Origin of the sequence: Comamonas serinivorans (assembly GCF_002158865.1) — a bacterium.
Taxonomy (GTDB): domain Bacteria; phylum Pseudomonadota; class Gammaproteobacteria; order Burkholderiales; family Burkholderiaceae_C; genus Comamonas_E; species Comamonas_E serinivorans.
This window is the reverse complement of record NZ_CP021455.1, coordinates 1,509,078-1,535,857: the sequence shown is the minus strand read 5'-3', so window position 1 is coordinate 1,535,857 and position 26,780 is coordinate 1,509,078. Positions and strand designations below refer to the sequence as shown.

Annotated in this window: 24 protein-coding genes; 15 read left to right on the top strand and 9 right to left on the bottom strand. The window is 69.0% G+C overall.

All coding sequences use genetic code 11. From position 1 onward, the window contains the following. Positions 1 to 31: 31 nt before the first annotated feature. The 3 genes from CCO03_RS06550 to CCO03_RS06540 all read left to right on the top strand — a co-directional run bounded on the left by CCO03_RS06550 (position 32) and on the right by CCO03_RS06540 (position 3,293). A complete protein-coding gene (locus CCO03_RS06550) occupies positions 32 to 658 on the top strand; it encodes a DNA-3-methyladenine glycosylase I (protein ID WP_087278836.1) in 627 nt (208 codons plus the stop codon). Positions 659 to 905: 247 nt separating this feature from the next. Then, positions 906 to 1,637: a hypothetical protein gene (locus tag CCO03_RS06545; RefSeq protein WP_087278833.1), complete on the top strand. Its 732-nt coding sequence runs from the start codon at positions 906 to 908 to the stop codon at positions 1,635 to 1,637. Between the two features lie 429 nt (positions 1,638 to 2,066). Then, complete coding sequence (locus CCO03_RS06540) at positions 2,067 to 3,293, top strand: CaiB/BaiF CoA transferase family protein (protein ID WP_087278830.1); 1,227 nt, start codon at positions 2,067 to 2,069, stop codon at positions 3,291 to 3,293. 397 nt (positions 3,294 to 3,690) lie between these two features. Here the strand turns inward: CCO03_RS06540 and CCO03_RS06535 are convergent, their stop codons facing one another. The 5 genes from CCO03_RS06535 to CCO03_RS06515 all read right to left on the bottom strand — a co-directional run bounded on the left by CCO03_RS06535 (position 3,691) and on the right by CCO03_RS06515 (position 7,460). Continuing rightward, positions 3,691 to 4,383 (bottom strand): HD domain-containing protein, encoded by a 693-nt coding sequence (locus tag CCO03_RS06535; RefSeq protein ID WP_087278827.1) that lies wholly within the window; start codon positions 4,381 to 4,383, stop codon positions 3,691 to 3,693. A 123-nt stretch (positions 4,384 to 4,506) separates the two neighbouring features. Continuing rightward, positions 4,507 to 4,737: a hypothetical protein gene (locus CCO03_RS06530; protein ID WP_087278824.1), complete on the bottom strand. Its 231-nt coding sequence runs from the start codon at positions 4,735 to 4,737 to the stop codon at positions 4,507 to 4,509. 265 nt (positions 4,738 to 5,002) lie between these two features. Continuing rightward, positions 5,003 to 5,296: a DUF6587 family protein gene (locus CCO03_RS06525; protein ID WP_087278821.1), complete on the bottom strand. Its 294-nt coding sequence runs from the start codon at positions 5,294 to 5,296 to the stop codon at positions 5,003 to 5,005. A gap of 2 nt (positions 5,297 to 5,298) precedes the next feature. Further along, complete coding sequence (gene feoB / locus CCO03_RS06520; protein ID WP_087284310.1) at positions 5,299 to 7,185, bottom strand: ferrous iron transport protein B; 1,887 nt, start codon at positions 7,183 to 7,185, stop codon at positions 5,299 to 5,301. Beyond that, on the bottom strand, positions 7,182 to 7,460 hold the full coding sequence (locus tag CCO03_RS06515; RefSeq protein WP_087278818.1) for a FeoA family protein: 279 nt from the start codon (positions 7,458 to 7,460) through the stop codon (positions 7,182 to 7,184). The genes feoB and CCO03_RS06515 overlap by 4 nt, the downstream gene beginning before the upstream one ends. Before the next feature lie 259 nt (positions 7,461 to 7,719). Between CCO03_RS06515 and CCO03_RS06510 the strand changes: the two genes are divergently transcribed. Continuing rightward, positions 7,720 to 8,307 (top strand): peroxidase-related enzyme, encoded by a 588-nt coding sequence (locus tag CCO03_RS06510; RefSeq protein WP_087278815.1) that lies wholly within the window; start codon positions 7,720 to 7,722, stop codon positions 8,305 to 8,307. Between the two features lie 54 nt (positions 8,308 to 8,361). On the opposite strand, the gene CCO03_RS06505 is transcribed toward CCO03_RS06510, so the two are convergent. Beyond that, on the bottom strand, positions 8,362 to 9,594 hold the full coding sequence (locus CCO03_RS06505) for an MFS transporter (protein ID WP_087278812.1): 1,233 nt from the start codon (positions 9,592 to 9,594) through the stop codon (positions 8,362 to 8,364). Continuing rightward, positions 9,584 to 10,039 carry a MarR family winged helix-turn-helix transcriptional regulator gene (locus CCO03_RS06500; protein ID WP_087278809.1) on the bottom strand — a complete coding sequence of 152 codons (456 nt, stop codon included), beginning with the start codon at positions 10,037 to 10,039 and terminating at the stop codon, positions 9,584 to 9,586. Before CCO03_RS06500 ends, CCO03_RS06505 begins: the two co-directional genes overlap by 11 nt. A 30-nt stretch (positions 10,040 to 10,069) precedes the next feature. Between CCO03_RS06500 and CCO03_RS06495 the strand changes: the two genes are divergently transcribed. Continuing rightward, on the top strand, positions 10,070 to 10,636 hold the full coding sequence (locus CCO03_RS06495) for a PaaI family thioesterase (RefSeq protein ID WP_087278805.1): 567 nt from the start codon (positions 10,070 to 10,072) through the stop codon (positions 10,634 to 10,636). 163 nt (positions 10,637 to 10,799) lie between these two features. Beyond that, positions 10,800 to 11,594, top strand: coding sequence for an SDR family oxidoreductase (locus CCO03_RS06490; protein WP_087278802.1), 795 nt, complete (start codon positions 10,800 to 10,802; stop codon positions 11,592 to 11,594). A gap of 265 nt (positions 11,595 to 11,859) precedes the next feature. Here the strand turns inward: CCO03_RS06490 and CCO03_RS06485 are convergent, their stop codons facing one another. Both CCO03_RS06485 and CCO03_RS06480 read right to left on the bottom strand, forming a co-directional pair. Next, entirely contained in the window at positions 11,860 to 13,239 is a 1,380-nt protein-coding gene (locus tag CCO03_RS06485; protein ID WP_157667537.1) for a L,D-transpeptidase family protein, read from the bottom strand. Positions 13,240 to 13,277: 38 nt separating this feature from the next. Beyond that, the gene (locus CCO03_RS06480) at positions 13,278 to 14,513 is read right to left on the bottom strand and encodes a L,D-transpeptidase Cds6 family protein (RefSeq protein WP_236904053.1); all 1,236 of its coding nucleotides are present in this window, start codon (positions 14,511 to 14,513) and stop codon (positions 13,278 to 13,280) included. 574 nt (positions 14,514 to 15,087) lie between these two features. Here CCO03_RS06480 and CCO03_RS06470 point away from each other — a divergent pair. From CCO03_RS06470 to CCO03_RS06435, 9 genes are all read left to right on the top strand, one after another. Continuing rightward, complete coding sequence (locus CCO03_RS06470; protein WP_157667536.1) at positions 15,088 to 19,005, top strand: hypothetical protein; 3,918 nt, start codon at positions 15,088 to 15,090, stop codon at positions 19,003 to 19,005. A gap of 104 nt (positions 19,006 to 19,109) precedes the next feature. Continuing rightward, positions 19,110 to 19,625 (top strand): OmpA family protein, encoded by a 516-nt coding sequence (locus CCO03_RS06465; RefSeq protein WP_087278790.1) that lies wholly within the window; start codon positions 19,110 to 19,112, stop codon positions 19,623 to 19,625. Positions 19,626 to 19,719: 94 nt separating this feature from the next. Continuing rightward, complete coding sequence (locus tag CCO03_RS06460; protein ID WP_087278787.1) at positions 19,720 to 20,994, top strand: hypothetical protein; 1,275 nt, start codon at positions 19,720 to 19,722, stop codon at positions 20,992 to 20,994. 223 nt (positions 20,995 to 21,217) lie between these two features. After that, the gene (locus CCO03_RS20315; protein WP_236904052.1) at positions 21,218 to 22,111 is read left to right on the top strand and encodes an ABC transporter transmembrane domain-containing protein; all 894 of its coding nucleotides are present in this window, start codon (positions 21,218 to 21,220) and stop codon (positions 22,109 to 22,111) included. Continuing rightward, positions 22,108 to 23,040, top strand: coding sequence for an ATP-binding cassette domain-containing protein (locus CCO03_RS20310; RefSeq protein WP_236904051.1), 933 nt, complete (start codon positions 22,108 to 22,110; stop codon positions 23,038 to 23,040). The genes CCO03_RS20315 and CCO03_RS20310 overlap by 4 nt, the downstream gene beginning before the upstream one ends. Beyond that, entirely contained in the window at positions 23,037 to 24,371 is a 1,335-nt protein-coding gene (locus CCO03_RS06450; RefSeq protein ID WP_087278783.1) for an HlyD family type I secretion periplasmic adaptor subunit, read from the top strand. Before CCO03_RS20310 ends, CCO03_RS06450 begins: the two co-directional genes overlap by 4 nt. A 2-nt stretch (positions 24,372 to 24,373) precedes the next feature. Beyond that, positions 24,374 to 25,912, top strand: a complete 1,539-nt coding sequence (locus CCO03_RS06445; protein ID WP_087278780.1) for a TolC family protein — start codon at positions 24,374 to 24,376, stop codon at positions 25,910 to 25,912. A 75-nt stretch (positions 25,913 to 25,987) separates the two neighbouring features. Then, positions 25,988 to 26,167, top strand: a complete 180-nt coding sequence (locus CCO03_RS06440) for a Flp family type IVb pilin (protein WP_087278777.1) — start codon at positions 25,988 to 25,990, stop codon at positions 26,165 to 26,167. A 3-nt stretch (positions 26,168 to 26,170) separates the two neighbouring features. Continuing rightward, positions 26,171 to 26,668, top strand: a complete 498-nt coding sequence (locus CCO03_RS06435; protein WP_087278774.1) for an A24 family peptidase — start codon at positions 26,171 to 26,173, stop codon at positions 26,666 to 26,668. The last annotated feature ends 112 nt before the right edge of the window (positions 26,669 to 26,780 follow it).

Here is a 26,780-nt window from a genome sequence, read left to right as displayed (position 1 = left end):
CACCCACTGCGCCGGTTCCACGGCCCCCGCCATGACCACCTCGCTGCCCACCTCCGCCCCGGATGACCACACGCGTTGCGCTTGGTGCGCCAACGTGCCGGAGTTCCTGCCCTACCACGATCGGGAATGGGGCTTTCCCGTGGCCGACGACGTGCGCCTGTTCGAGAAGCTCAGCCTCGAAGCCTTCCAGTCCGGCCTGTCGTGGCGCACCATCCTCAACAAGCGCGAAGCCTTCCGCCAGGCGTTTGACCACTTCGACTTCCACAAGGTGGCCCGCTACGGCGAGGCCGAGGTCACGCGCCTGCTGGCCGACGCGGGCATCGTGCGCCATCGCGGCAAGATCGAAGCCGTGATCCACAACGCCGCGCGCGCCGTCGAGATGCAGCAGGCCCACGGTTCGCTGGCCGCCTACTTCTGGCGGCACGAGCCCACACCTGAGCAACTCGCCACGCAGTTGCCGCAGCCGTTGACCGCCTCGCAGATCGAGGCCTCGGTCAAGCTGTCCAAGGACCTGAAGCGACTGGGCTGGAAGTTCGTCGGCCCCACCACCGTCTTCGCCTTCATGCAGGCCATGGGCCTGGTCAACGACCACGCCCGCGACTGCGTCACCCGCGCCGCCGTCGCCCAGGCACGCCAGGCCTTCGTGGTGCCGCGCTGACGGGGGATCGCCGCCAGGCGATGCCGGCCGCTGAAGACAGCGCTCGGCAACACGCGCCGAGCCGGCCATCCGTCCGACGGCCAGTCACTGCGTCGGTCCAGGTCGCCGCCCGCGCAGTGTCCGGCGACCATGCAAGGTAAGCTCCGCGCGACGCCGGCACTCAGCCTGCGTCCCTGCCGAGCCTGATTCATCACCACCATCACAGAACCGGGCCAGGGCAGCGCTCATCCAACGAGGGAGTCACTCCGTGAAAGCCATCCTGATCGCCGCCACCTGCGTGCTGTGCGTCGCCTGCTCCAAGTCCGAAGACAAGCCCGCCGAAGCCAAAACCCCTGAGGCCGTACAGCCCGCGCCACAGGCCACCGCACAACCGCAGCAGACCCCGGCCACACCGGCCGCGAACGCATCGCCCCTGACCCGCAGCGCCGACGGCGTGACGTATGAGAACGACTACATGGGCCTGTCCATCGCCAAGCCTGAAGGCTGGTACGCCCAGCCCGCAGAAGAAACGATGAAGATGTCGCAGCGCGGCACCGACATGGTCGCCGGGGACGACAAGATGCTCAAGGCCATGCTCGACGCCTCGTTGAAGTCCTCGCTGCCGCTGTTCAGCTTTTTCGAAGCGCCTCCGGGCACGCCGGGCAAGCAGATCGCCAGCCTGGTGGGCGTGGCCGAGAACATCTCGGCCTTGCCGGGCATCAAGTCGGGCTGCGACTACCTCTCGCACGTGGGCCAGATGCTGAAGTCCGCTGCGCCGCAGTTCTCGGTGTCCGACACCTGCAAGACCGAGCGCATCCAGGGCAACACCTTCGGCGTGCTGGAGGTTACCGCCAAACAGGCCGGCATCCTCATGACCCAGCACTACTACGCCTGCCGCAAGGGTGAACACGCGGTGGCGATGGTGGGCACCTCGTACGACGCCGCGGGCGCCACCAAGCTTGGCCAGGTGCTGCAGACGCTGAAGGTCAAGTGCGGCTGAAGCGGACCGCGTGACAGGGTGGTCGCGGCGGGGCGCATGAGATGCCCGCTGCTGTCCGCCCCGGCCGATGAGGCAGCCGACTCAGCCCTGTCGCGACACGCGCTGGCGCCGCAGCTTGGCCCACGTCCGGCCGTGCACACACCACACTCAGGTGACTGCCAGGGCCCTGAGCGCCGTGGCGGCGCAGCGCCCTTGCGCAGGCGGCAGCGCCCGCGCGCGTAGCGTCACGCGTGACTCACGGCGCGCCATCGCGGCGGTCTCCCTCGGGTGTCCACCGCGAGACGGCCACCCGTCCCCGCCGGGTCGCACGGCGCATATGCTTGCCGCTTCCAGCAAGCGGCAGCAGACCCGTGCACCCACTGCGGCACCGGTTCAGACCCGCCCGCCAGGGCCTCGCACCGCCCCCGCCCCACACTCGGAGTTTTCCCCATGGCCAAAGCGCTTGAACATTTGAAGATCCTCGACCTGTCCCGCATCCTGGCCGGCCCCTGGGCCACCCAGGTGTTTGCCGACATGGGTGCCGAGGTCATCAAGGTGGAGCGCCCCAAAATCGGCGACGACACGCGCGCCTGGGGCCCGCCCTTCCTGAAGGACGCCGACGGCAACATCACCAACGACTCGTCCTACTTCCTGAGCGCCAACCGCAGCAAGAAGTCGGTCACCATCGACATCGCCACGCCCGAGGGCCAGAACCTGGTGCGCGAGCTGGCCAAGACGGCCGACGTGCTGGTCGAGAATTACAAGGTCGGCACCTTGAAGCGCTATGGACTGGATTACGCGTCCATCGCCGAGGTCAACCCGCGCATCGTCTACTGCTCGATCACGGGCTTTGGCCAGTCCGGCCCCTACGCGCCGCAGCCGGGGTATGACTTCGTGTTCCAGGGCATGGGCGGGCTGATGAGCATCACCGGCCAGCCCGACGGCACGCCGGGCGACGAGCCCATGAAGGTCGGCATCGCGATTTCGGACCTGCTGACCGGCATGTACTCGGCCACCGCCATCCTGGCCGCGCTGGAGCACCGGCGCGAAAGCGGCAAGGGCCAGTACATCGACATGGCGCTGCTCGACTGCGTGTCCGCCATCAGCTCGTACCAGGCCATCAACTACTTCCTGTCAGGCAAGACGCCGCGGCGCATGGGCAACGCGCACTCGAACATGGTTCCCTACCAGGTGTTCCGCTGCAAACAGGGCGACATCATCTGCGCCGTGGGCAACGACACCCAGTACCGCGACCTGTGCGTGAAGGTGTTCAATCGGCCCGACCTGGCCGAGGACGAGCGCTTCATCAAGGTCTCGGGCCGGCTCGAGAACCGCGACGCCCTGGTGCCCGTGGTGGCCGAGATCTTCAAGACCAAGACCATGCACGAGTGGATGGCGCTGATGGAAGCGGCCAACGTGCCCTGCGGCCCGATCTACACCATCCCCGAGATGTTCGAGGACCCGCAGGTCAAGCACCGCGGCACGCAGCTCACGCTCAAGCACAGCGTGGGCGTGGACGCACCGGGCGTGGCCAACCCGTTCAAGTTCTCGGAAACGCCGGTGGTGTACGAAAAGTCGGCGCCGCTGCTGGGCGAGCACACCGACGCCACGCTGCAGCAGGAGCTGGGCCTGACGGCCGAGCAGATTCAGGGCCTGCGCGACCGCGGCGTGATCTGACCGCCTGGCGTCCGTCCGCGAGAGCGGAACATTGTCTTTGACCTGTATGGCCTGGTTGCCGTTTCATTTGAAACGGCAACCAGGCCATACTGCCTTTAAACTTGCACACACTTGGCGACACCGTGAGCGGGCCATCTGAACAGAACCCGGCCTGCTGACACCTGGGCATTCGGCCGAGCCGAGGACTTCGGCCAGCCGCCGCAGACCCTGCGCGCCCACGCCGAAAGCCGTGCCGAAGCCGCCTCGCCTGCAAGCGGGAACGGTCACGGCGCGCGCCATGCGGTTGGCCGAGCCCTCCACCAGCGTGCTGAAGGTCAGCGCCGGGTTCAGCCGGCTGCGGAAGGCCGGCCGTGGTGCCCTGCCCCGAGTCATGCGGGCACACCGGCTCCGACCAACCTCAGCCGGCCACGGCGGCCGCCAGGTTGCGGCGTGCCGGCACCTCCAGCGCGAGGAAAGCCGGGTGGTGGTACAGCCGCGGCCGCTGCCCCAGGCTGAGCAGGAAGGCGCGTCGCCCCTGGCGGAACAGGTCGGCGGGCACGTGGGCGTATTCGCGGGCGACCTGCGCCTCGTACTCGGCAAAGCGCGCCGGCGGCGCGGCCAGGATGGCGAGGTCGATGTCCAGCAGCGCCTGCAGGTCAGCGTCGTCGGGCGCAGCGTCGTGGTGCTGGGTGGCCGCGATCCAGCGGCACAGCCGCTGCAGGCGCGCCTCGCTCAAGGCGCCGGCCAACCAGTGCGCGGCCAGGGCCGCGCTCTGCGCTTCGTTGGTCTTGGCCTGCGGGTCGTAGACCACGTCGTGCAGCCAGAGGGCGGCTTCGATCAACGCCGGGTCGTTCAAGGCTGCTCCTGGCTGGGCCGCTCCCGGCCGGGCCTTTCCTGGCCTAGCCGCATCGGCGCCTTGCGGCAGGTCACGCACCCCGTCCAGCAGGGTCAGGCATTCGCCGATGTGCTGGGCCGTGTGGTAGTGGCGCTGCGGCTCGGCATAGGCCGCCTGCAGGTCGGCGAACCGCGTGCGCGCGGCATGAGCCGGCGGCACGGCCAGCGCATCGCACAGGCGCAGCCAGCGCGCGGGGGTGAAGCAGGCGTCGTTCATGGCGGACTCACGGACAGGTGGAATGAACGGGGATTGGCGAGCCGGCGGTTCACACGGCCGGCGCAGCGTGCGGGCGGCGCAGTCGCGGCAGGCCTGCCGCGGACCGGGTCGGCGGCGCGGCCATCACGGCATCTCGCGCGAAGCGGCTTGCTGCATGACGTGGTCCAGCTCGGCACGCACCTGATCCTGCACCTGGCGGGCGTTGCCGGGCGTCACCACGGGCAGCTGGGGGACTTCGGCCTGGCCTGCGCGCGGCGCGGCCGGGGCAGGCGCCGGGTTCAGCTGCCGGGTGACCAACCAGCTCACGATGGCCAACACCATCACCAGGCCCAGCAAGCTGAAGACGATGCGCATGGGAGTCTTTCGGAGAGGGGATGAAAACGGGTGGGGAACGGTGGCGCCCGACGGCCTGGGCCCTGCCCTGCGGTGACGGCGCCAGCAGGCCACAGCCTAGCACCATGGGCCGGCGCCCCCCATGAACCCCGCCCAACAAGGTCGCCACGAACGACAGGACGCGCAAGCCGCCTCGTCGCGCCACGCCGCCTCCAATCGGCGGGTTCCGCTGCCTCAAACCCACGCCGACCTGGGCGCCCGAGCTCGCACCACCTGCCGCGCAGCCTCAAACCGGCGCGTTGCGCCGTGGCTCGCCAGGGTCGCGCGTGCCCTCGGCTTCGGCCTCGGCCCGAGGCTGGGTGCTGCACGCGGGCTCGCAGCGTGCGCAAGCCCCGCAGCCGGAAGGCTGCTGCAGGCTCTGCTGCAGCTGGCGGGCGCCGGCGGCATCGGTCACACCCAGGCGTTCGCTGCCGTGTGCGATGGCCTGCGCGGCCCGGCGCTTGAGTCGCGCAGGCAGCCAGTGCCACACCGCATACATGGCCGCCGCCCCCACGATGAGCCCCACCATCAGCTGCTGCATCGTCATGCCCCCAGGTGCCGCGCCAGCTGGTAGGTGACCCAGCAGGCGCCATAGGCCAGGGCGAACATGTAGGCCGCCATGCCTGCCACATGCCGCCACGAGTTGGTTTCGCGCCGCACCGTGGCCAGCGTGGACACGCACTGCGGCGCGAACACGTACCAGACCAGCAGCGACAGGCCCGTGGCCAGCGACCATTGCGCGCCGATGATCGGGCCCAGCGCAGCGGCGGCATCGTCGCCACCGCTCAGCGCGTACACCGTGCCCAGCGCGCTGACGGCCACCTCGCGCGCGGCCATGCCGGGCACCAGGGCGATGGCGATCTGCCAGTTGAAGCCGATGGGCGCGAACACGGTTTCCAGCGCGCGGCCCAGCGTGCCGGCCAGGCTGTAGGTGATGGCGGGCTCGGTGGCGCCGGCCGGCGCGCCCGGGTAGCTGGCCAGAAACCACAGCAGGATGGTGACGGTGAGGATGACGGTGCCCACGCGCTTGAGGAAGATGGCCGCGCGCTCGTACAGGCCCAGCGCCAGGTCGCGCAGGCTGGGCCAGCGGTACGGCGGCAGCTCCATGATGAGGGGCGACTGCACGGCCTTGCCCCGCCAGCGCTTGGCCACCCAGGCCACGGCCATGGCACCGACGATGCCCAGCACATACAGGCCGAACAGCACCAGGCCCTGCAGGTTGAACCAGCGCCCCACGGTGCGCTGCGGGATGAAGGCCCCGATCAGCAGCGCGTACACCGGCAGCCGGGCCGAACAGGTCATCAGCGGCGCGATCATGATGGTGGTGAGCCGGTCGCGCCAGTTGCTGATGGAGCGCGCGGCCATGATGCCCGGGATGGCGCAGGCAAAGCTGGACAGCAGCGGGATGAACGAGCGCCCGGACAGGCCGACGCTGGCCATGAAGCGGTCGAGCAGGAAAGCCGCGCGCGGCAGATAGCCCGAATCCTCGAGCACCAGGATGAAGAAGAACAGGATGAGGATCTGCGGCAGGAAGACGATCACGCCCCCCACCCCGGCGATGACGCCATCGGCCAGCAGGCTGCGCAGCGGCCCGTCGGCCATGTGGGCCTGCACCCAGTTCCCCAGCGCCTGCGTTGCACCATCAATGGCATCCATGGGGATCTGCGCCCAGGTGAACACAGCCTGGAACATCAGGAACAGCGTCAGCGCCAGGATGAGCAGGCCCCACACGGGATGCAGCACCACGCGGTCGATGCCGTCGGACACCTGCATGTTGCCCTGCGGGTGCTGCACGGCCAGGTCGAGGATGCGCCGCACCTCGCGCTGGGTGCTCAGCACCTCGTCCAGCGTGGCGGGCTCGTAGGGCAGCGGCCGCGCGGGCGGCACGGGCGCATCCAACGCGGCCAGCAAGGCGGCGGCGCCGCCCTTTTTCACGCCCACGGTTTCGACCACCGGCATGGCCAGCTCGCGCGCCAGCACGGCCGTGTCAACCTCGATGCCCTGGCGCTTGGCCATGTCGGTCATGTTGACCACCAGCAGCATGGGCAGGCCCAGCTGGCGGGCCTCGAGCACCAGGCGCAGGTTCAGGCGCAGGTTGGTGGCGTCGGTCACGCAGACCAGCAGGTCGGGTTGGTCGGCGGGGTGTTTGCCGGTGACCACGTCGCGCGTCACCACCTCGTCAAGCGACACCGCATTCAGGCTGTAGGCGCCGGGCAGGTCGAGCACGGCCAGCTTGCGCCCCTGCGGCGTGCGCAGCTCGCCGGTCTTGCGCTCGACGGTGACGCCGGCGTAGTTGGCCACCTTCTGGCGGCTGCCGGTCAGCTGGTTGAACAAGGCGGTCTTGCCGCAATTGGGGTTGCCCAGCAGCGCGATGCGCTGGGGGGGCGCGGCCGTCGCCGCGGCCTGCACGAACACGGTGGCCTGGTTCATGGCCATTCCCGGCCGGGCCCGGCCACCCCGGCATCCAGCGCCTCCACGTCGACCAGCTGCGCCTCGCGCTGGCGCAGGGCAAAGGTGGTGTGGCCCAGCCGCACGGCCAGGGGTTCACGCCCCAACAGCCCGGTGGCCATGATGTGCACGACCTCGCCGGGCACGAAGCCGATTTCCGTCAAACGCAGCACCAGGTCGCGCAAATCCTGGCTGGACGGTCTTGCCAGCTCGCGCACCCGGGCGGGGACGTGGCTGGGCCATTGATCCAATGTCATGCAAAACAGCCGCGCAGACGTATTGGGTCGGGCGGCACAATGGGTGGGAATGAGACGTGTTTGAGGCCGATTTTACGAACTGGCGCGGGGCTTTCTGAAACGAGGCTGAAGGCCAGCCCCTGAAGCGGCCGCCGAACACACCTCATGCGTCAAGACGGATTCAATCGAAGTATGCTGCCACTGCCGTTTTTCAAACAACGGAAATACAAGCATACCCCCATCAATAGATGAAGCGCTTTCATCACCTTTGGAGACTGCCATGCCCGCCCGCTTTCCCCTGCCCGACCTGAACGAGCTGCCCGCCGACCTCCGCGAGCGCATCCTGCTCGTGCAGGAGAAATCGGGCTTCGTGCCCAACGTGTTCCTGGCCCTGGCCCGCCGGCCCGCCGAATGGCGCGCCTTTTTCGCCTACCACGACGCGCTGATGCTGAACGAGGCCTCGGGCCTGACCAAAGGCGAGCGCGAGATGATCGTGACGGCCACGAGCGCGGCCAACCAGTGCCTGTACTGCGTGGTCGCGCACGGCGCCATCCTGCGCATCTACGAGAAGAACCCGCTCATCGCCGACCAGGTGGCCGTGAACCACCGCAAGGCCGACATCACGCCGCGCCAGCGGGCGATGCTGGATTTCGCGATGAAGGTGTGCCAGCGCTCGCACGAGGTGGGCGACGCCGACTACGAGGCCCTGCACGCGCACGGCTTCAGCGATGAGGACGCCTGGGACATCGCCGCCATCACGGCCTTTTTCGGCCTCTCCAACCGCATGGCCAGCGCGACGGACATGCAGCCCAACCCCGAGTTCTACCTGATGGGCCGCGTGCCGCGCGACAAGCAGCCCCAGGGTTGAACCCCGCCGCCGTGCCTCATCAGCGCAGGTCAGCGTGCGCCCTGCTGCGCCGGCTCAAGCGGGCTGCGCGCCAAGGCGCGGCGACGACTCACGGATGGGCAGGTTCACCAGCGCCGCGCCCACCGCCAGCACGATGTCGGCATACCACATCCAGTCGTAGCTGCCCGTGGCCTGGAACACCTGGCCACCCAGGTAGGCGCCGAGGAAGCCGCCCAGCTGGTGGGCCAGCATCACCAGGCCGAACAGCATGGCCATGTTGGCCGGGCCAAACATCTTGGCCACCAGGCCGGCCGTGGGCGGCACCGTGGACAGGAAGCTCACGCCCATCACGGCCGCGAACACCAGCACCACCGCCGCGGTCTTGGGCAAGAGCAGGAACAGCAGCACGGCGATGGCGCGCGTGGCGTACACCCCCGCCAGCAAGGACTTCATGCGCCAGCGGCCCACGGCCCAGCCCATGAGCAGGCTGCCCACGATGTTGAACAGACCGATCATCGCCAGCGCCCAGCCGCCCACTTCCTGCGGCAGCCCGCAGGCGGCGATCACGCCCGGCAGGTGCGTGGCCAGAAAGGCCACGTGGAAGCCGCAGACGAAGAACCCGGCCGAGAGGTAGCGGTAGCTGGGCGTGGCCAGCGCCTGCGCGATCGCCGCCCGCGCCGACAGGGCCGGTGCGCCCGCCGACGCCTGCAGGGCCTTGGCATTGCCGCGCAACAGCCAGGCGGCCGGCAGGGCCAGCAACACCAGCACGCCAAGCCACTGCATGGAGGCCGCCCAGCCCACCGCCGCCGTCAGCGTGATGGCCACCGGCGCCATGATGAACTGGCCGAACGAGCCGCCTGCATTGACCACGCCAGTGGCGAACCCGCGCCGCTCGGCCGGCACCAGACGCGTGGTGGCCCCCATCAACACCGACGGGCCGGCCATGCCGGCGCCACCGGCGGCGAGCACGCCAATGGCAAAGATGAGGCCCGCGGTGCTGGTCATCCAGGGCGTGATGACCGTGCCCACCGCCACCAGCAGCACGCCGACCAGGATGGTGCGGCCGGTGCCGATGCGGTCGGCCATCGCCCCCGCGAACGGCTGCGTGAGGCCCCACCACAGCTGCCCGAACGCGAACGCCAGGCTGATGCTGCCCAGCCCCAGCTGCGTGGTGGTGTTCAGCGGCGACAGGTACAAGCCCATGGTCTGCCGCACGCCCATGGTCAGCGCAAAAGCACCGGCCGCCGCCAGCAACACCAGCCAGACCGGGGGCCAGCTTCCACCCTTCACGGCACGTTCATCTCGCATGTCGCTCTCCTTGGGGGCCGGCGATCCGCCCCATGCACTCGTCGATGAGGGCATGCAGCGCCGCCACGCGCTGCACACCGAGTTCCGCGTTCAGCGCCTCTTGCGCCGCGCGCCAGCGGCGCTGCGCCTCGCTGCGTTTGTCGCGCCCCGCCTCGGTGATGCGCACCAGGCGGCTGCGCGCATCGGCGCCCTCGGTCAGCTCAAGCCAGCCGGCCGCCACCATGGGCTGCAGGTTGCGCGTCAGGGTCGAGGGGGTCAGCTCCATCTCGCGCGCCAGGTCGACCGGGCGCAGCGGCCCCAGCCGCAAGACGTGGGTCAGCAACGAGTACTGCGAGGTCTTGAGGCCGGCCTGCGCCAGCTCCGCGTCGTAGCGGCGCGTGACCACCCGCGCCAGCTGGCGCAGCTTGAAATGGGTGCACCCCTGGGGGCGAATGACGGTGTCCATGGTTTATGATTGTACCTGCAACAATTGTATATGCAACCCAAGGAGGGTCACATGTCGAACGAACTTGAACACTGGCTGGCCGATGAAGCCCGCATCCAGGCCCGGCTGGATGCCGGCGCCGGCCCCGGCGTGGCCACGCCGGCGCAGATCGCGGGCAAGACGGGGCTGGCCGTCATGCAGGCCATGCTGGCGGGCGAGCTGCCCTATGCCGAAATCGCGCGCACGCTGGATTTCCTCGTCGTCGACGTGGGTCCGGGCCGCGCGGTGTTCCAGGGCACGCCCTCGCCGCGCCACCTCAACCCCATGGGCACCGTGCATGGCGGCTGGTTCGCCACGCTGCTGGACTCGGCCCTGGGCTGCGCCATCCACACGCTGATGCCGCCCGGCCGCGGCTACACCACGGCCGAGCTGGGCGTGAACATGGTCAAGGCCATCACCCCCCAGGTGCCGCGCGTGCGCGCCACCGGCACCGTCATCCACTGCGGGCGCCAGCTGGCCACCGCCGAAGCGCGGCTGGTCGGGCCGGACGGCACGCTGTACGCCCACGCGACCACCACCTGCCTGGTGTTCGACCTGCCTACGGCCCGCGCGGCCTGACGGCGGCCAACTGCATCCTGAGGCGCCACGCGGATGCCGCATCCCAAGCCGCGCGGCGCATCCAGGCGCCCCACTCCGGGGGTTCCCCAGGCGCCAGCCCGCACTTGCGCGAAGCGCCCGCACCGCTGCAGCATGTGGCCATCGTCACCACACCGCACGCGCCATGAACCTCGACCTCAACGGACAACACGTCCTCATCACCGGCGGCAGCAAAGGCATCGGCCTGGCCTGCGCGCAGGGCTTTGTGCGCGAAGGCGCCCGCGTCAGCCTGCTGGCCCGCAACCGCGAGGCCCTGGATGCCGCGCGCGAAACCCTGCTGGCGCTGCGCCCCGATTCGGTCGCCTCGACCATGCCCGTGGACCTGCGCCAGCCCGAGGCCGCCGCCGATGCCGTCAGCGCCATCGAAGCGGCCAACGGCCCCATCCACGTGCTGGTCAACAGCGCCGGCGCCGCACAGCGCACGCCCTACCCCGAACTGTCGGCCGACAAATGGCGCGCCGCCATGGACGCCAAGTACTTCACCTACATCCACGTCATCGACCCGCTCATCAAGCGCATGGGGCAGCGCGGCACAGGCGCCATCGTCAACGTGGTCGGCGCCGGCGGCAAGGTCGCCTCGCCCATCCACCTGGCGGGCGGCGCGGCCAATGCCGCCCTCATGCTGGCCAGCGTCGGCCTGGCAAATGCCTACGCCAAGCACGGCGTGCGCGTGAACGTGGTCAACCCCGGCGCCACGCTGACCGAGCGGCTGTCCGAAGGCATGGCGGCCGATGCCCGCTTGCGCGGCGTGTCGCCCGACCAGGCGCTGGAGGAAGCCACCGCCCGCCAACCCCTGGGCCGCATCGCCACGCCCGAAGAAATCGCCGACGCCGTGCTGTTCCTGGCCTCGGCGCGCGCCAGCTACATCAGCGGCGCGGTGCTCGCCATGGATGGCGCGCTGATGCCCATCGTGGTGTGATGGATAGAGTATGCAGCCACTCCCGCTTCTCTTTCAATGGAAATGGCCGCATACCCCATTGAATGAGCTTTCGATTTGGTGAGAGCGAGGACGAAAGCGCCGGATGTCTGCGTCGTGCAGCGGCGACCCCGGATGGCTGGGACTGAGCACCGATGCGGACGTTGGCGGCGGCGCTGCACGGCCGCCCCGCCGCCCCGACCCGTTGCATGCAGAGGGCGCCAAAACGGCCCGTGCCCGAGCGGCTCGCCACCCAGCCCAGCCCGATTCAGCTCAGGATGTCTTCGGAAAACAGCTGCCACCGGTCGCCGGTCTTGCGCCAGTACTGCCGCAAGGTCAGAGCGGACGCGGCGCGGGCCGTCACCTTGAGGTTGACGATGCGGATTTCGCCCTGCGCATCCTTCCAGGCAAACACCGACACGTCCTCCACGGCGGCATCGCCATGCCGGAACAGCGCGGCCAGGCGGCGTTGCGGCGCCTGCTGCGCGGGCGACGCGGCCAGCTCGTCGCTGTAGAGGCGCGCGCGGGCCTGCGGGTCGGCGCCAGACCAGCCTTGCTGCCAGGCAGCCAGCACCGGCTGAAAGGCCTGTGCGGCCTGGCGGCGTTTGGCGTCGTCGGCCGCCACCCAGTGCAGGCGCTCGCGCACCAGCACCGGCGTCTGGGGATCGACGGTGCCCATCAGCAGCAACAGGTCGGGGTTGGACAACACGATGCAGCCGTCGCTGGCCTGCGGCACACGGGCAAACTGCTCGGGCGGTGCGCCATGCAGCCAGATGCCGCTGCCACCCCGGCCCGCCGCCCGGTCCCAGTCATTGGGGTAGTTGAGCGTCAGGGCGCCCTTGCCATAGAGGTGGGGCAAGCGGGCGCCTTCGATCTGCCGGCCGACGAAGTACACGCCCTGCGGCGTGCGTTGATCGCCCTCTTCGAGCTTGCCCATGCCCAGCTTGCCGATGGAGACGTAGAAGTCGCCCGTCAGGCGCAGCGTGCCGCCCTCCTGCGTGAAGAGGTAGAGCCTGGATTTGCTCGCATCCACCGCGATGGCGTGGCGGACCGTTGAGGGCATGGCCAGGAACTCGCTTGGCATGCGGCCCGGCTCCGGCAGGCCATTGGCGCCATGCACACGGCGCACGAGCTCGTCGCGCAGCGCATGCAGGCGGGTCTGCCATTCCTGGGTCTCCTTGCCCTGGGCAGCCTTCGGCGCCGGGTGGTAGCTGACCCGCATGCCACCGCTGCGTGCCGGCGCATCACCCACCTTGCCGGCCTTGAAGCGCAACAGGTCGGCATACACCAGCTGCGCCGCTTGAAAGTTCGGCACGTCGTGGGTCAGGCTGGCCACGGCCAACAGCGCGGCGTTCAGCTGCTGGTTTTCGACCAGGCGAATCACGGCCAGCAAGCGGGCTTCGGCATCGCTGGGCCAGCCGACCGCGCCGGTTTTCGCAGGGCTCGCCGCGGCAAAGCGCGTGCTTGCGGGGCCGCCTTGTGCCGCCGCCTGCCGATCGGCCGGGCGCGGCGCGCGGGCCACCTTCGTCGGACCCGACGCACCGTCGGGCTTGCCCGCTTGCACAGGCGGCCGGGTTGTCTCCTTGCGCGGCTGGGCACTGGCCCGCTCCGCCAGCCCCGCCCCACCGACCATCAGGAGTGTGGCCACGGCCCACGGGCCGAGCGTATCCCACCGCATGGCGCCGCTCACCCGCCGGTGACCTCGCGCACGACGCGCCACTGGCCTTTTTCCTGGCGCAGCGTCAGCGTCTTGCGGGTCGTCGTTTTCAGGCTGCCGGCCGCGTAGTCCTGGCGGAACACCGCCGTCGCCTGATCGCCCTGGACCGAGACCTTGAGGTTGCGCACGCCCACCTTGATCTGGCTCTTGCCCACGATGCGCTGGCGGCGCGTCTCTTTCCAGGCCGCGAGGCTGCTGCCATCGGCCGGATCAAAGGCGTCGCTGTAGGCCGCCAGGTAACGCGTCATGTCCTGCCGTGCCCAGGCATCGGCCCAGGCCTTGACGGCGGCCTCCACGGGCGCCTCGGCGTTGGCCACAGCTGCCTTGGTCTCGCTCGCGGTGGCTTGGGGCGCCGGCTTCGCCGCTGGTGTCGTGGGCTCGGTCGGCTTCGCGGCCGGTGGGGTTTGAGGTTTGGCCGGTTCCGCAGCCTTGGCGATCACCTGCGGGGCCGGCTTGGGCGGCTCGGCGGCTTTGGCCTGCACCGCGGGTGTTGGCTCGGGCTTGGGGTTGGGTTTGGCCTCCACCTTGGGGGCCGACGCCACCTTGCCCCCAGCAGCAACCGGCTCGGCAGCCTTGGCGACCGGTTGAGGATCTGGCCGAGGCTTGGCCTCTGCCTTGGGATCGAGCTTGGGCGCCGAAGCCACCCGGGCCAACGGCGCGGCTTCGGGCAGGCGGACCACCGAGGCCGGCTCGGGCCTGGCTTTCAACTCGGGCTTGGGCTCGGCCTTCGGGGCTGCCAGCGGCTTGGGGGCCGGGGTGGCATCCGCCCCCACGGTGCGGTTCTGCGTCGGGACGATCTGCGTGATCAGCGCCAGCTTGGGGTTGATGGCCTGCCGCGAACCATCGAACTGCAGCGCCTTGGCATAGGCCTCGCTGGCCATGCGCGCATAGAGGTCACCCAGGTTTTCATAGGCCGTGGTGTAGCTGGGGCTGGTGCGAATGGCCTGCTCCAGCACCTCGGACGCCTTACGCTCCTGGCCTTCGGCGGCATACAGCACGGCCAGGTTGTTGTAGGGCTCGGGCAGGCTGGGGTAGTCCCGCGTCAAGCCCTGGAAGATCTTGATGGCCTGTGCGTTCTGCTTTTGCTCGGTCGCGATCACGCCGCGCAGGAAACGCATTTCCACATCGCCGGGGTTCTGTTTCAGGTAGCCGTCGGCCTGTTTGGCCGCCTGGTCCATCTTGCCCTGCTCGAGCAGTTGAGACACTTCATCGACCGGCCTCAAGGCGTGCGCCGACGCCAGGTGGAGCGCCATCCAGCCCAAGGTCGCCGATCGGATCACCCGGGAGCAGGTATACAAGGATACGCGTGGCAAGGCACGTGGCGCAATCGGCATAAGAGGATACTGGTAGAAAGAAGAGCGAGCAGCGGCAGCAAGACTCGAGCCCATGGGTACACACGGCGCCGCATTTCGATGGGAGCGCACCCTCAAGTGCGTGGCCGATGCATTAACCCGAATCGGTTAATTGATTGTATCGAGCACGCTCGCGAACACCAGCCTCATTCGTGGCAGATCCGGTGTCCTCCGCGGCGGCCTGAGGCTACGGCAACAAGCGGCCCACGTTACGTTACATCGACCGTAACACCGGACGTAACACGCAACAAAAACCCGGCCGCTCGGCCGACTCTGAAAAAAAACTGCTTCAAAAACATCGGCTTATCCAAAATATTTGTAACAAAGAGGTGCTGCGCACATGTGGCACACATGTTGCACACATGTGGGGCGCAGGCCGCCTGGCGGTTTCCAGGCTGCCCCAAGACCCTCATTCCCGGAGAAAGCCATGACCAATCCCGCAACACCACCCGCTGGCGCCACCGCCGCCAAACTGTCCAAAGCGAGCCCGGGCGTGCAGATCGTGCGCAATGGCGAAGCGCTTGCAGCCCAGCCTGGCAGCCAGCTGCTGCCCGGCGACAAAGTCATCGTCCCCGCCAATGGCAGCGCCGAAGCACTGTTTGTCGGCAACGGTGGCCAGGCGCTCGTGGGCACATTCTCCGGGGGCACCGAGGCCACGTTGACGCAGCGCTCCGCCGAAGCCGGCGGTGCCATGGAACTGGACCTGGCATCCGGTCACGTCGACGTTCAGCCCGCCCAGTCCGATACCGACTCGGCCGCCGGTGTGGTCGTCAGCCAGGAGAGCCAGAGCATGACCGCGGGCGACTTCCTGCTGGGCGCCTTGGTCGGCCTGGGCGGCGCCGGGCTGGTGGCCGCCCTGGCCAACAGCGACGACGATGACGACGATTCGCGGCCGGTCAACCCCACGGATACGACCGACCCGACGGACACGACCAATCCCACGGACACGACCAACCCGACGGATACGACCAACCCGACGGATACGACCAATCCGACGGATACGACCAATCCGACGGACACGACCAATCCAACGGACACGACCAATCCAACGGACACGACCAATCCAACGGACACGACCAATCCAACGGACACCACCAACCCGACGGACACGACCAACCCGACGGATACGACCAACCCGACGGACACGACCAATCCAACGGATACCACCAACCCGACGGATACGACCAACCCGACGGATACGACCAACCCGACGGATACGACCAACCCGACGGATACGACCAATCCGACGGACACGACCAATCCCACGGACACGACCAATCCAACGGACACCACCAACCCGACGGATACGACCAACCCGACAGATACGACCAACCCGACGGATACGACCAACCCGACGGATACGACCAACCCGACGGATACGACCAACCCGACGGATACGACCAATCCGACGGATACGACCAATCCGACGGATACGACGGATCCCACAGACACCACCAACCCCACCGACTCGACCGACCCCACGGACACCACCGACTCGCCGGGGGATCCCCTGCTCTCGCCCAGCCAGGAGCTGGCGGCCGAGCTGATCAACAGCCTGGACGACCTGCTGGGCCTGGATGGCCAGCTGAGCGGCCTGGTGGCGACCACCGGCGACGTGTCCAACCTGATCAGCGATGCGCTGGGCAACCTGTTGGGGTTCGAGTTCCAGCCCGATGACCCGAACGGCCTGGACAAGCTGGACGACACCATCGGCAGCGTTGCCGATCGCGTGGGAGAGCTGCTGGATCCCTTGCTGTCCGGCCTCCTGCCCGCCGGCCTGTCGCAGACCCTGACCGATCTGCTGGGCCTGCAGGTCGACTACCTCACCGATGGGGTGGCGAACCTGCTGACCGATGGCTTCCTGGGCGGTCTGCTCGCAGGCCTGGGACTGAACGGCACGCTGAGTCACCTGGTGGGCGAAGGGGGTGCGCTGGATGGTGTGCTCAACGGCTTGCTGGGCGAAAACGCCCTGGTGGGTGGCCTGCTGGCCGAACACGGCCTGGTGGGTGGCTTGCTGGCCGATGACGGTGTCGTGGGCCAGTTGCTGAACGAGAACGGCGTGGTCGGGCAGTTGCTCGGGGAGAACGGCGCAGTCGGCGGCCTGCTCGCCGAAGGCGGTGTGCTGAACGGCCTGCTCGGTGCCATCCTGGCGGACGACACCTTGCTGGGCAACGTGCTGGGCGATGCGCTGGGTGACAACAACCTGCTCAATGGCCTGCTGGGGGACAACGGCGCGCTCAACGGCCTGTTGCTCGACGAGGGCAGCCTCTTGGCCGCGCTCATCGGCTCCGAAGGTCTGCTGGGCGGCGTGACGGATGCACTCGCCGACCTGCTGACCCCGCTGGTGTCCGAGCTGGCCGGCTCCCTGGGCCTGGATCCCGTGCTCGACGGCGTGCTGGACGGTCTGCTCGGCGAGGACGGCCTGGCCAGTGGCCTGCTGCAGGAGCTTCTGGGCGAGAACGGTGTGCTGACCGGCCTGCTGGGCCAGGACGGCCTGACCGGCGATGCGCTGCTGGGCGCCTTGCTCGCCAACGAGGGGCCGGTGAGCCAGCTGCTGAGTGGCCTGGTGGGCGAAAACGGTCTGCTCACCGGCTTGCTGGGTGACGACGCGCTGGGCGGTGCGCTGGGCGGTGACCTGCTGCAAGGCCTGCTGGGCGATCAGGGCCTGATCGGCGGTTTGCTGGTGGGGCTGATCGGTCAGGACGGCCTGCTCACCGGCCTGCTGAGCCAGGGCGTGGGCGGCGTGACGGATGGCGGCCTGCTCGCCGGCCTGCTGGGCGAGGACGGCTTGCTCGGCGGCCTGCTGGGCGACGGCGGTCTGCTCGGTGGCCTGCTGGGGGGTGACAACGGCGACCTGGTGGGCGGCCTGCTGGAAGGCCTGCTGGGCGACGAGGGTCTGCTCGGTGGCCTGCTCGGCGGCGGGGGACTGCTGGGCGGCCTGACCGAAGGGGGTCTGCTGGCGGGCCTGTTGGGCGACGAAGGTCTGCTTGGCGGCCTGCTGGGCAATGGGCTGCTGGATGGCTTGTTGGGCCACGACGGGCTGCTGAGCGCACTGCTCGGCGAGGACGGCCTGCTCAGCGGCCTGCTGGGTGGCAACGGCGGCGGCCTGGATGACCTGCTCCATGGCTTGTTGGGCGGCCTGCTCGGCGGCGAGGGCGGCGTGCTGGGCGGTCTGCTCGGCGGCAACGAAGGTCTGCTGTCCGGCTTGCTGGGGGATCAGGGCCTGCTCGATGGCTTGCTGGGCGACGGCGGCTTGATCGGCGGCCTGCTGGGCGGCAATGGCACCGTGAACGATGACCTGCTGAACGGCTTGCTCGGCGGCCTGTTGGCGGTCGGCAGCGACAGCGGCCTGCTGGATGGCCTGCTGGGCGAGGACGGCCTCGTCAACGAACTGCTGGGCAGCCTGCTCGGCGGCCAGGACGGCTTGCTCGATGGCGTGCTGGGCGACGACGGCTTGCTTGGCGGTCTGCTGGGCGGCACGCCGGGGTCCGGCAGCGGCGACCTGGGCGAGGTCGTCACCGGGCTGCTGGATGACCTGGTGGGCAACGATGGCCTGGTGGGTGGCTTGCTCGGTGGTCTGCTGGGCGGCCTCTCCGGTGGCACCCCAACCCTGGCCGCCCAGGTGGACAGCGTCACATCCGCGCTTGGCCTGGACAGCGACGGCAGCCTGCTGGCCCCCGCGGATCACCTGGCCGCCGACCTGACGGACACCCTGGGCGACCTGCCGCTCGTTCAGGACCTGGGCCTCGACGCCACGCTCACCACGGTGAGCGACCTGGTCGCCCACCTGACGGACACCTTGAGCGACGGGCTCGCCCCCTTGGTGGGCGGTGCATTCGAGCCCGATGCCGACAACGCGCTCGACGGAGTGGACCACGCGGTCGCCCACCTCACCGAGGGCGTGAGCGACGTGGCCTCGCCACTGGTCGATGGCCTGCTGGGCGACCACGCGCTCGACACCGTGCTGGCCCACGCCAACACGCAGGTCGACTTCGTGACGGACGGCGTCGCCAACCTGGTGGATGGCCTGCTCGGCGACGGCGCCACCGACGAGCTGCTGGCTGGCCTCACCGGCGACAGCGGCCTGCTCGACAACCTGTTGGGCGATGAGGGTGCGGTGTCCGACCTGGTGGGCCACCTGCTCGGCGAGGATGGCCTCATCGCCACCGACGTCCAGGACCTGCTGGGCGGTCTGCTCGGTGGTGGCCTGCTCGGTACGTCGACCGTGACCGCAACGGCGGACACGCAGCCGGTGGCAGCCGCCATCAGCAGCCATGCAGACGCCGGCAACGAGGGCCTGGTCGACACCTTGAGCGCGTTGCTGCATCACCAGCAAGCCGCTTGAGGGCACGCCCCCGCGTGACTGCCAGCGCGTGGGCGCCAGGCGCTTTGGTCAAGGGCCGAAGCGCCTGGACTCCCCACACCCCTGTTTTTCCAAGGAAGCTCGCCATGTTCCGGCACCACCACCTCCTCGCCCTGCTGCTCACGGCCAGCCTTGCGGCCTGCGGCACCAGCACCTCCAGCAAGCGCGACGAGCACCAATACGCCTTTGGCAAGCCCAGCGCTCCCCAGACCGCCGCCGCCGGTGTGGCGCCTGTCGTCGTCAACCCGCCCGCGGCACGGCGCGGCCCCGCCGCTGTGGCACACGTCGTGTACTTTGACTTTGACGCCTACACCGTGCGGCCAGAGGACCGCGCCATCGTCGAAGCCCATGCCCGCTGGCTCAGCCAGCACCCTGGGCAATCGTTGCGTCTGCCGGGCCACACCGATGTCCGCGGTGGGCGCGAATACAACCTGGCTCTGGGCCAGAAGCGCGCCGAGGCCGTCCGTCAAAGCCTGCAGGTCTTTGGCATCGACCCCCAACGCGTCGAAGCCGTGAGCTACGGCAAAGAGCGCCTGGCCGATGAAGGCACCAGCGAAGCGGCTCACCAGCTCAATCGCCGCGTGGAGTTCGACTACCGCTGACGCCTGCACCTCGCTCCACTGCGCCATGAAAGCACGCCTTGCCCCATTCCCGCCCCTCGCCGGCGGCGCCAGGGAGACACCTCCCGGGTTTGGCGTGACGCTGTCCCAGCAACTGGCCGCCTGCCTGGAGCATCTGGAACCGCTCGTCCTGCCGTTGGCCGAGCCGTACGCCAGCTGTGTGCTGTTCTTCAGCGTGGCTGCGCCGGACCAGGACGTCGCAACGTTCTTTGTGCGCCGAACCACCTTCGAGGCCGCATGGCGCGAAGGGGCCACGCGGGTGCGGCAATGGGCGTGGGCGCGCAAGCTCCCTGCGGTCGACCTGCGCATCGACTGGGCCCGCGACATCACCCCGTGGGCGCCAGCCAGCCAAGCCGGCGCCGGCAGCGTGGCCTGGGCACTGGCCGACGACGACCTGGAACAGGCCGAGCTGGTGCTGCCCACTCGAGCCAGCACCCTGCACGAGCATCTGGAACCCACACGGCTACAACGTCCGGGGCCCTTGTTCACCCGCAAGCTGCACCTGCACGGCATCCACATCGATCCTCAGGGACAACGCACCCTGCTGCCGCGCTGGACCACCGCACGCGCCCCCCTGCCCCTGGCCTTTCAGGCGATCTGGCATCAGCTGAGCCCGTTGGACCATGGCAGCTGGCCGGACGCCCATGGCCTCGACCACGTGTGTGCCACCTATGCCCTGCTGTTGTTGCACCAGCATGCCATGCTCTCGGGCCTGGCCACCGAAGCGCTCGTCGAGGCCATTGACCAAGCCACCGTCCACCTGCTGCATTCGACCGGCTTCCCGCTTGAGCGCACCGACCTGGGCTGGCACATGGCGCCCGCGCTGCGGTTGCTCACGCTCACACGCTGCACGGCCCGCATGCACGCCGACACCCCGTGCACGCTCAGCTCGGCGCACCTGGACATGCTGAACCGCGACCTGCGCAACGCCGCGAGCACGGGTGACAGCCCCTGGCACGCACTCACCAAGCAGGCGCTTGAGCACAGTCAGCCTTCCTGCCAAGGACAGGCCCACGCGCTGGTGGACGCGTTTTTGCAGCTGCAGCCCCACATGGCCAGCCACGGCGACGGCCGCGCGCTGGAGGTGGTCGCCTGCCTTGCCATCGCCGCGATCGAACAAAGTGTCCTGTCACCGCCCCTGCCCCACCAACAAGCGACGGCGCGCCACCTGCTCACGGACATCGCCCAGCGCATCGTGGTGCCCGAGCTCGGCTTGTTCCTGCCCCCGTCCTGGCGCCATCGGGCCGCATTCCTGACCGCCCCCTCAACGGCCGAGGTGGTGACATCCCGGCGCGCCACCGTGCAGGTTCTGCTCGCCGCGCTGGCGCTTCAGCACCTGGCGCGGACCTGATGCACCACGTGTTACAGGATCAGGCCTCGCTTCTGCGTAACTTTCTTAACAAGCGTCTAAAAGTACGGCTTTTGAATTACACTTTTCTTCACATCTGCTTGCGCGGTATCAATAAAACTCCAAAAACTGCGTTAATGGCTAATTTTTATTGTTACCAATTGAAATCAGCAATCAACCCAGCGAGCCCGACCCCTTCCTTCCACCGCACCGCCATGTGTTCGCCATGATCGAGTACCTGCTTCCCCGACACCTGCTGTCTGCGAGCGCCCAACAGGCGCTCACAGGCGGCAACGTGGTGGGCGATGCAGGCCATGGCTATTCCTCCGCGATTGCGCGCTCCTTCAGCCGTGCCTCGCGTCACCTGCATCAGGCCGCCTGGTTGTCGCTGCCCATCAGCCTGCTCGGCCTGCTGCCATCCATCTTCCTGCTGCAGGTCTACAACCGCGTCATCTCGCGCGGTGGCAACGCCACCCTGATCGCCATGGTGGCGGGCGTGCTGTGCTTTCTGGGGCTGGAGATCTGGCTGCGCCGACGACGCGCCCGCGCCTTGCGCGAGGCCGGCGCCACCATCGACCGCGACGTCAGCCAGGCGCTGATGCATGCCATGCTGCGCCGCCCCCTGATCGCGCTCGAGCAACGTCCCGCCAGCCAATGGCTGCAGTTGTTCCGCGACGTCGGCGCCATGCGCTCCTGCGTTGCGGGCGGGCTCGCCACCGCCATGCTCGACCTGCCCATGGCGCTGTTTGCCCTCGTCGTCGTGGGCATCATTGCCTGGCCCGTGCTGCCCGTGATCTTCGGGGCCATGGTCATCCTGGGCGTGCTCGCCTGGTGGTGGGCCGACGAGGTCCGCAGCGGCCGCGTCGAGGAGATCGAACAAGCCCGCCTGCTCGACCGCGGCACGGCTGAACTCTGCAACGCCCGCGCCACGCTCAAGGTGTTGGGCCATGACGGTGCCGCGCGGGACGCGTGGCAGTCGGGCTACGACCACTGGCTGGCCGAGAGCTTTCGCAAGAACGGCGAGATGGAAAACGCCCGCGAGACCAGCCATGTGCTGCTCACGCTGTTCTCCGTCGCGGTGATCACCATGGGGCCATTGCCATCAACGCGCAGTGGATGAGCATCGGCAGCCTGATGGCCGTCAACCTGCTGTCCAGCAAAGCGCTGGGGCCGATTGCCCAGCTTGCCAGCAACTGGCGCTCGCTGGCGCGTGCCAACGAAGCCACCGCGCGCCTGCAGGCGGCTTTGCAGGAACCCGTCGAGCCCGAAGCCCAAACCCTGGAACTGCCGCGGCCCCGCGGCGCATTCCGGCTCGACCAGGTCAGCTTCCAGTACCCCAACGGCCACATGGCGCTGGACAACGTGTCCCTGCAGATCGGTCCCGGCGGCATCCACGCCATCGTGGGGCGCAACGGGGCGGGCAAGTCCACGCTCGCCAAGCTGCTGGCCGGGCTGTACCAGCCCACGCAGGGCAGCATCGCCCTCAACGAGTACGACCTGGCCCAGTTTGCCCGCGCCGACCTGGGGCGCTGGATCGGCTGCCTCGCGCAGCAGACCTACTGGTTCAGCGGCCCCATCGTCGAAGGCCTGCGCCTGGTCAACCCCGAGGCCGATGACAAGCAGATCCTGGCCGCCAGTCAGCTGTCGGGCGCCCACGCCTTCATCAGCCGCCTGCCCCAGGGCTACCAGACCGAGCTGGGCGAAGGCGGCGCAGGCCTGTCGGCGGGTGAGCTGCGCAAGCTTGGCCTCGCGCAGCTGTTCCTGCGCAACCCGTCCGTGCTGATCCTCGACGAGCCCAGCAACGACCTCGACTTCGACAGCGAAACCGCCCTGTTGCAAACCCTGCGCCACATCGCACAGAAGCACACCGTCATCGTCGTCACCCATTCGGCGCGCGTCGCCTCGCAGGCCCAGCACGTCTACCACGTGCGCGGCGATGGGGGCGTCGATCAAGGCCTGCCCGACAAGATGCTGCCGCTGCTCTTCGGCATCACGCTGCGCAGCGCCCCCAGCGCCAACGCTGCGGTGCAGACCCAGGAGGCCGCATGACCCAGCGCGACCTGCCTCAAGTCCTGCGCGACGCCTACGGCGACAAGCTGAACGACGCCCTGCCGCCCGCCCAGGTGGCCGCCACCTCGCGCCGGCGCAAGGTGCTCACCGGCGTAGTCGCCACGCTGGTGCTGCTCAGCCTGTTCTACCCGGTCGAGAACGTCGTCGTCGCCAGCGGCCAGGTCATCCCGTCCGACCGGGTTCAAACCGTGCAGCACCTGGAAGGCGGCATCGTCACCGCCGTGCGGGTCAAAGAGGGGCAAGCCGTCACGCGGGGCCAAGCGCTGCTCGACATCGACCTCGGCGGCACCAGCCTGAACCTGGAACAGCTCACAGCCCGGCGTGCCACCGCGCAGGCCGTGAAGACACGGCTGGCGGCCGAGAGCGAGGGGCGCACGCTCCAGGCGCGCGACTTCCCGGCCGACCTCGAAGCCAAGATCGTGCAGGCCGAGCTCGGCGCCTTCACCGCGCGCACGCTGGAGTACCAGGGCACCATCGCCTCTGCCCAGGCCCTGCTGCTGCAGGCCCGGGGCGATGTGGCGCAGGTGCAGGCTCGCATCGCGGGGCTGGAGACCAGCCTGCGCCTGCACCAGCAGGAAGCCGACATCGCCAACCAGCTGGCCAAGGAGCAGCTCATCGGCCAGCTGGAAGTCATCGACAAGCAACGCGCCCTCGAAGCCGTGCGCACCGACCTGGCCGCCGCGCGGCAGACCCTGGTCAGCAACCGCGCCAAGATCGAACAGGCCGAGGCCAAGCTGCTGGAAACGCAAGGGGCGTTCCGTCGCCGCGCCTCCGAAGAGCTGGCACAGACCGAACGCGACCTCGCCAGCATTGCCGAAGACCTCACCCGGGCGCAGAGCCAGCGCACCCGCACGGCGGTGCTGGCTCCCACCGATGGCATCGTCAAAGGGCTGCGCAGCGGCGGTGCCGGCTGGGTCATCAAACCCGGCGAAGCCATCCTGGAGATCGTGCCCGACAAGGACGAGGTCATCATCGAGGCCAGGCTGAACCCGTCCGACCGCGGCTATGTCCATGCGGGCCAGGCCACCAAGGCCAAGATCAGCGCCTACGACTACCTGCGCTACGGCTTCGTGCCCGGCAAGGTGACGCTGGTGGCGGCCGATGCCGACCACGACCCCAACCAGCCCAACGCACCCTCGTACTTCCGCATCCAGGCCAGCCTGGACCAGCCCTGGGTCGGCCGCAGCGACAACCGCATCACCACCGGCATGCAGGCCGACCTCGACCTGCTGCTCGGGCACGAGCCCTTCATCTGGTACCTGCTGCGCCCCGTGCTGCATGTGCAGAGCGAAGCCTTCCGGGAGCCCTGACGATGCAGACCGCACGCCTGCTTCCCACCCTGGTCTGCGCCACCGCGCTCGCCCTGCCCACTGCCACCCATGGCCAGTCCGCAGACCTGCAACTGGCCCCGCAGCTCACCCCAGGCTCGCTTGCCAGCAGCAGCGCGCAACAGCAACTGCTGCAGGCGCTGCACGCCATGCTGGGCGAGCACCCCGACGTGCTGCGCGCCCGCGCCGCGCTGGAGTCAGCGGGCCACGACCTCGACACCGCCAAGGGGGCCCGCTGGCCCAGCCTCAAAATCGGCACGTCCAGCGGCAGCGCCCAGGTTGGGCAAGGCGCCCGGCGCGAGTCCTACAACAGCATCAACGCCGAAGTGCGCATGAAGCTGCTCGATGGCGGCGCCATCAACGCCGGCATCCGCTCGGCCGAATCGCAGGAATCGGCCCAGACCAGCGTGCTGTACAGCACGCGCCAGAACGTGCTGCTCGAAGCCCTGACCGCGCTCTTCGAGCTGCACCGCTTTGACCGCAAAACCCGCATCGCCGCCGAGTCGGCGGCCATCATCGGCCAGCTCGCGCGCGTCGAGGAACGCCGCGCCGAACTGGGGGCCGTGGGCCGCAACGACCTGCGCCAGGCCGCCTCCCGGCGATCCAGCGCCCTGTCGCAGCAGCACGCCCTCGAAGCCCAGCGCACCGATGCGCAGGCGCGCTTCGTGCGCTACTTCAACTACCACCCGGGCAAGCAGGGCCTGCCCCAGCCCCAGTTGCCCGTGCACTGGCTGCCCGCCAGCGAAGAGGCCGCGCGGCAAGCCGCCGAAGCGCAAAGCAGCGAGCTGCAGGAAGCCAATCACCAGATCGAACGCGCGCAGGCCGAGGTCGAGCGCGCCAAGGCCGAACGCTGGCCCACTGTGGCCGCCGTGGTCTCGCACGCCCGCGACCCCAAGGGTGTGCTCTACACCGAAGGCACGCGCTACGGCGTCGAGCTGAACTGGAACTTCGGCAACGGCTTCGAGCTGCGCGACCGCATCCTCAAGGCCACCAACGAGCTGCAATCGCAGCTCGCCCAGCAGGAGACCGTGCGCCGCGCCGTGCACGAAACCGTCACCGCCGCCTGGGGCCGCTGGCAGGCCGGACGCGAGCGCGAAACCCAGCTGCACGAGGCCGTGCGCGAGGCCCGCGGCGCCTTCGAGGGCTACCGCCGACTGCTCGAAATGGGGCGCGGCAGCCTGTCGCAAGTGCTCGACGCCCAGCTCGACATGCAGCGCCTGATGCTCGACGAGGCCGACGCCATCTACGACCAGCACATCAACGCCCTGCGCCTGGCCCGCACCACCGGCCAGTTGCTGCCGCGCGACCTGCCCGCGCACTGGCTGGATCAGCTGTTCGCCCCCGCGACCCAAAGCGCCCAGGCCCAGGCCCGGCCAGACCAGCCACCCGCCGCCTCGGTCGACCTGGCCCTGGCGCCGGTGCAGCTCAAGCTGGCCACCCGCCTGGACCCGCAAGGCCTCTCCTGGCCGGGGATGACCCTGCCCGCGGTGGCCAGCGGGCCGTCGGGACGAGCGCGCTGGTAGACGTTTTCCCAGCGGTGGGCAACTGGCCCGTGACCACCGCTGTTTCCTCCCTGGGCTGTTTGACTGGAGACTGACATGACCAAGTTCATCACGAACTTCCTGAAGGACGAAGAAGGCGCAACGGCCATTGAATATGGGCTGATTGCGGGGCTGATTGCGGTGGCGATCATCGTGGCAGTTGGCGACATCGGCGACAAGTTGAAGGCCGTGTTCGAGTACATCGACGAGCAGCTGACAGGCGCTGTTCCTGCCTAAGCCATGTTCGCAGTCGCTCCCATGCTGGCATTGACGCTATGGCTCACCGCCATCGCCGTCATGGACCTGCGCGGCCGCAAGGTGAAGAACTGGATGGTGCTGCTGGGCCTGGCCCTGGGCCTGGCGGCACTGTTCGGTGGCGTACAGCCCCTGCAGGTTTCGGCCTGGAACGGGCTGGCCGGCATGGCGGTGGCGTTTGCCGCGCTGCTGCCGTTCTACGCCATGCGCTGGATGGGAGCGGGGGACGTCAAATTCGCCGCGGTGGTCGGCCTGTGGTTCGGGCTCTCGCCCGACCTGCTGGTCATCTGGCTGGGCGGCAGCCTGCTGGCCGGCCTGCACGGCTTGGTCGTGCTGGCGCGACGCAAATGGCTGGTGGGCAGCCTGCAGCTCACGCTGAACCCTCAGGGCATCTCGCGCAGCGTGCCCTACGCCGGCTACATGGCCATCACTGCCATCTGGGTGCTGCTGCGCGCAGGGCCTCACTGGGCCACAACGGCATGAAGCACGTCACCACACGGCGGGAGTTTCGCCCTGACTGCAAGACGCGGTCATCGCAAAGCCTCTGTACCCCCATCTACTCTCTCTCTTGCCACCTTCACCGGAGCCTTCAGCC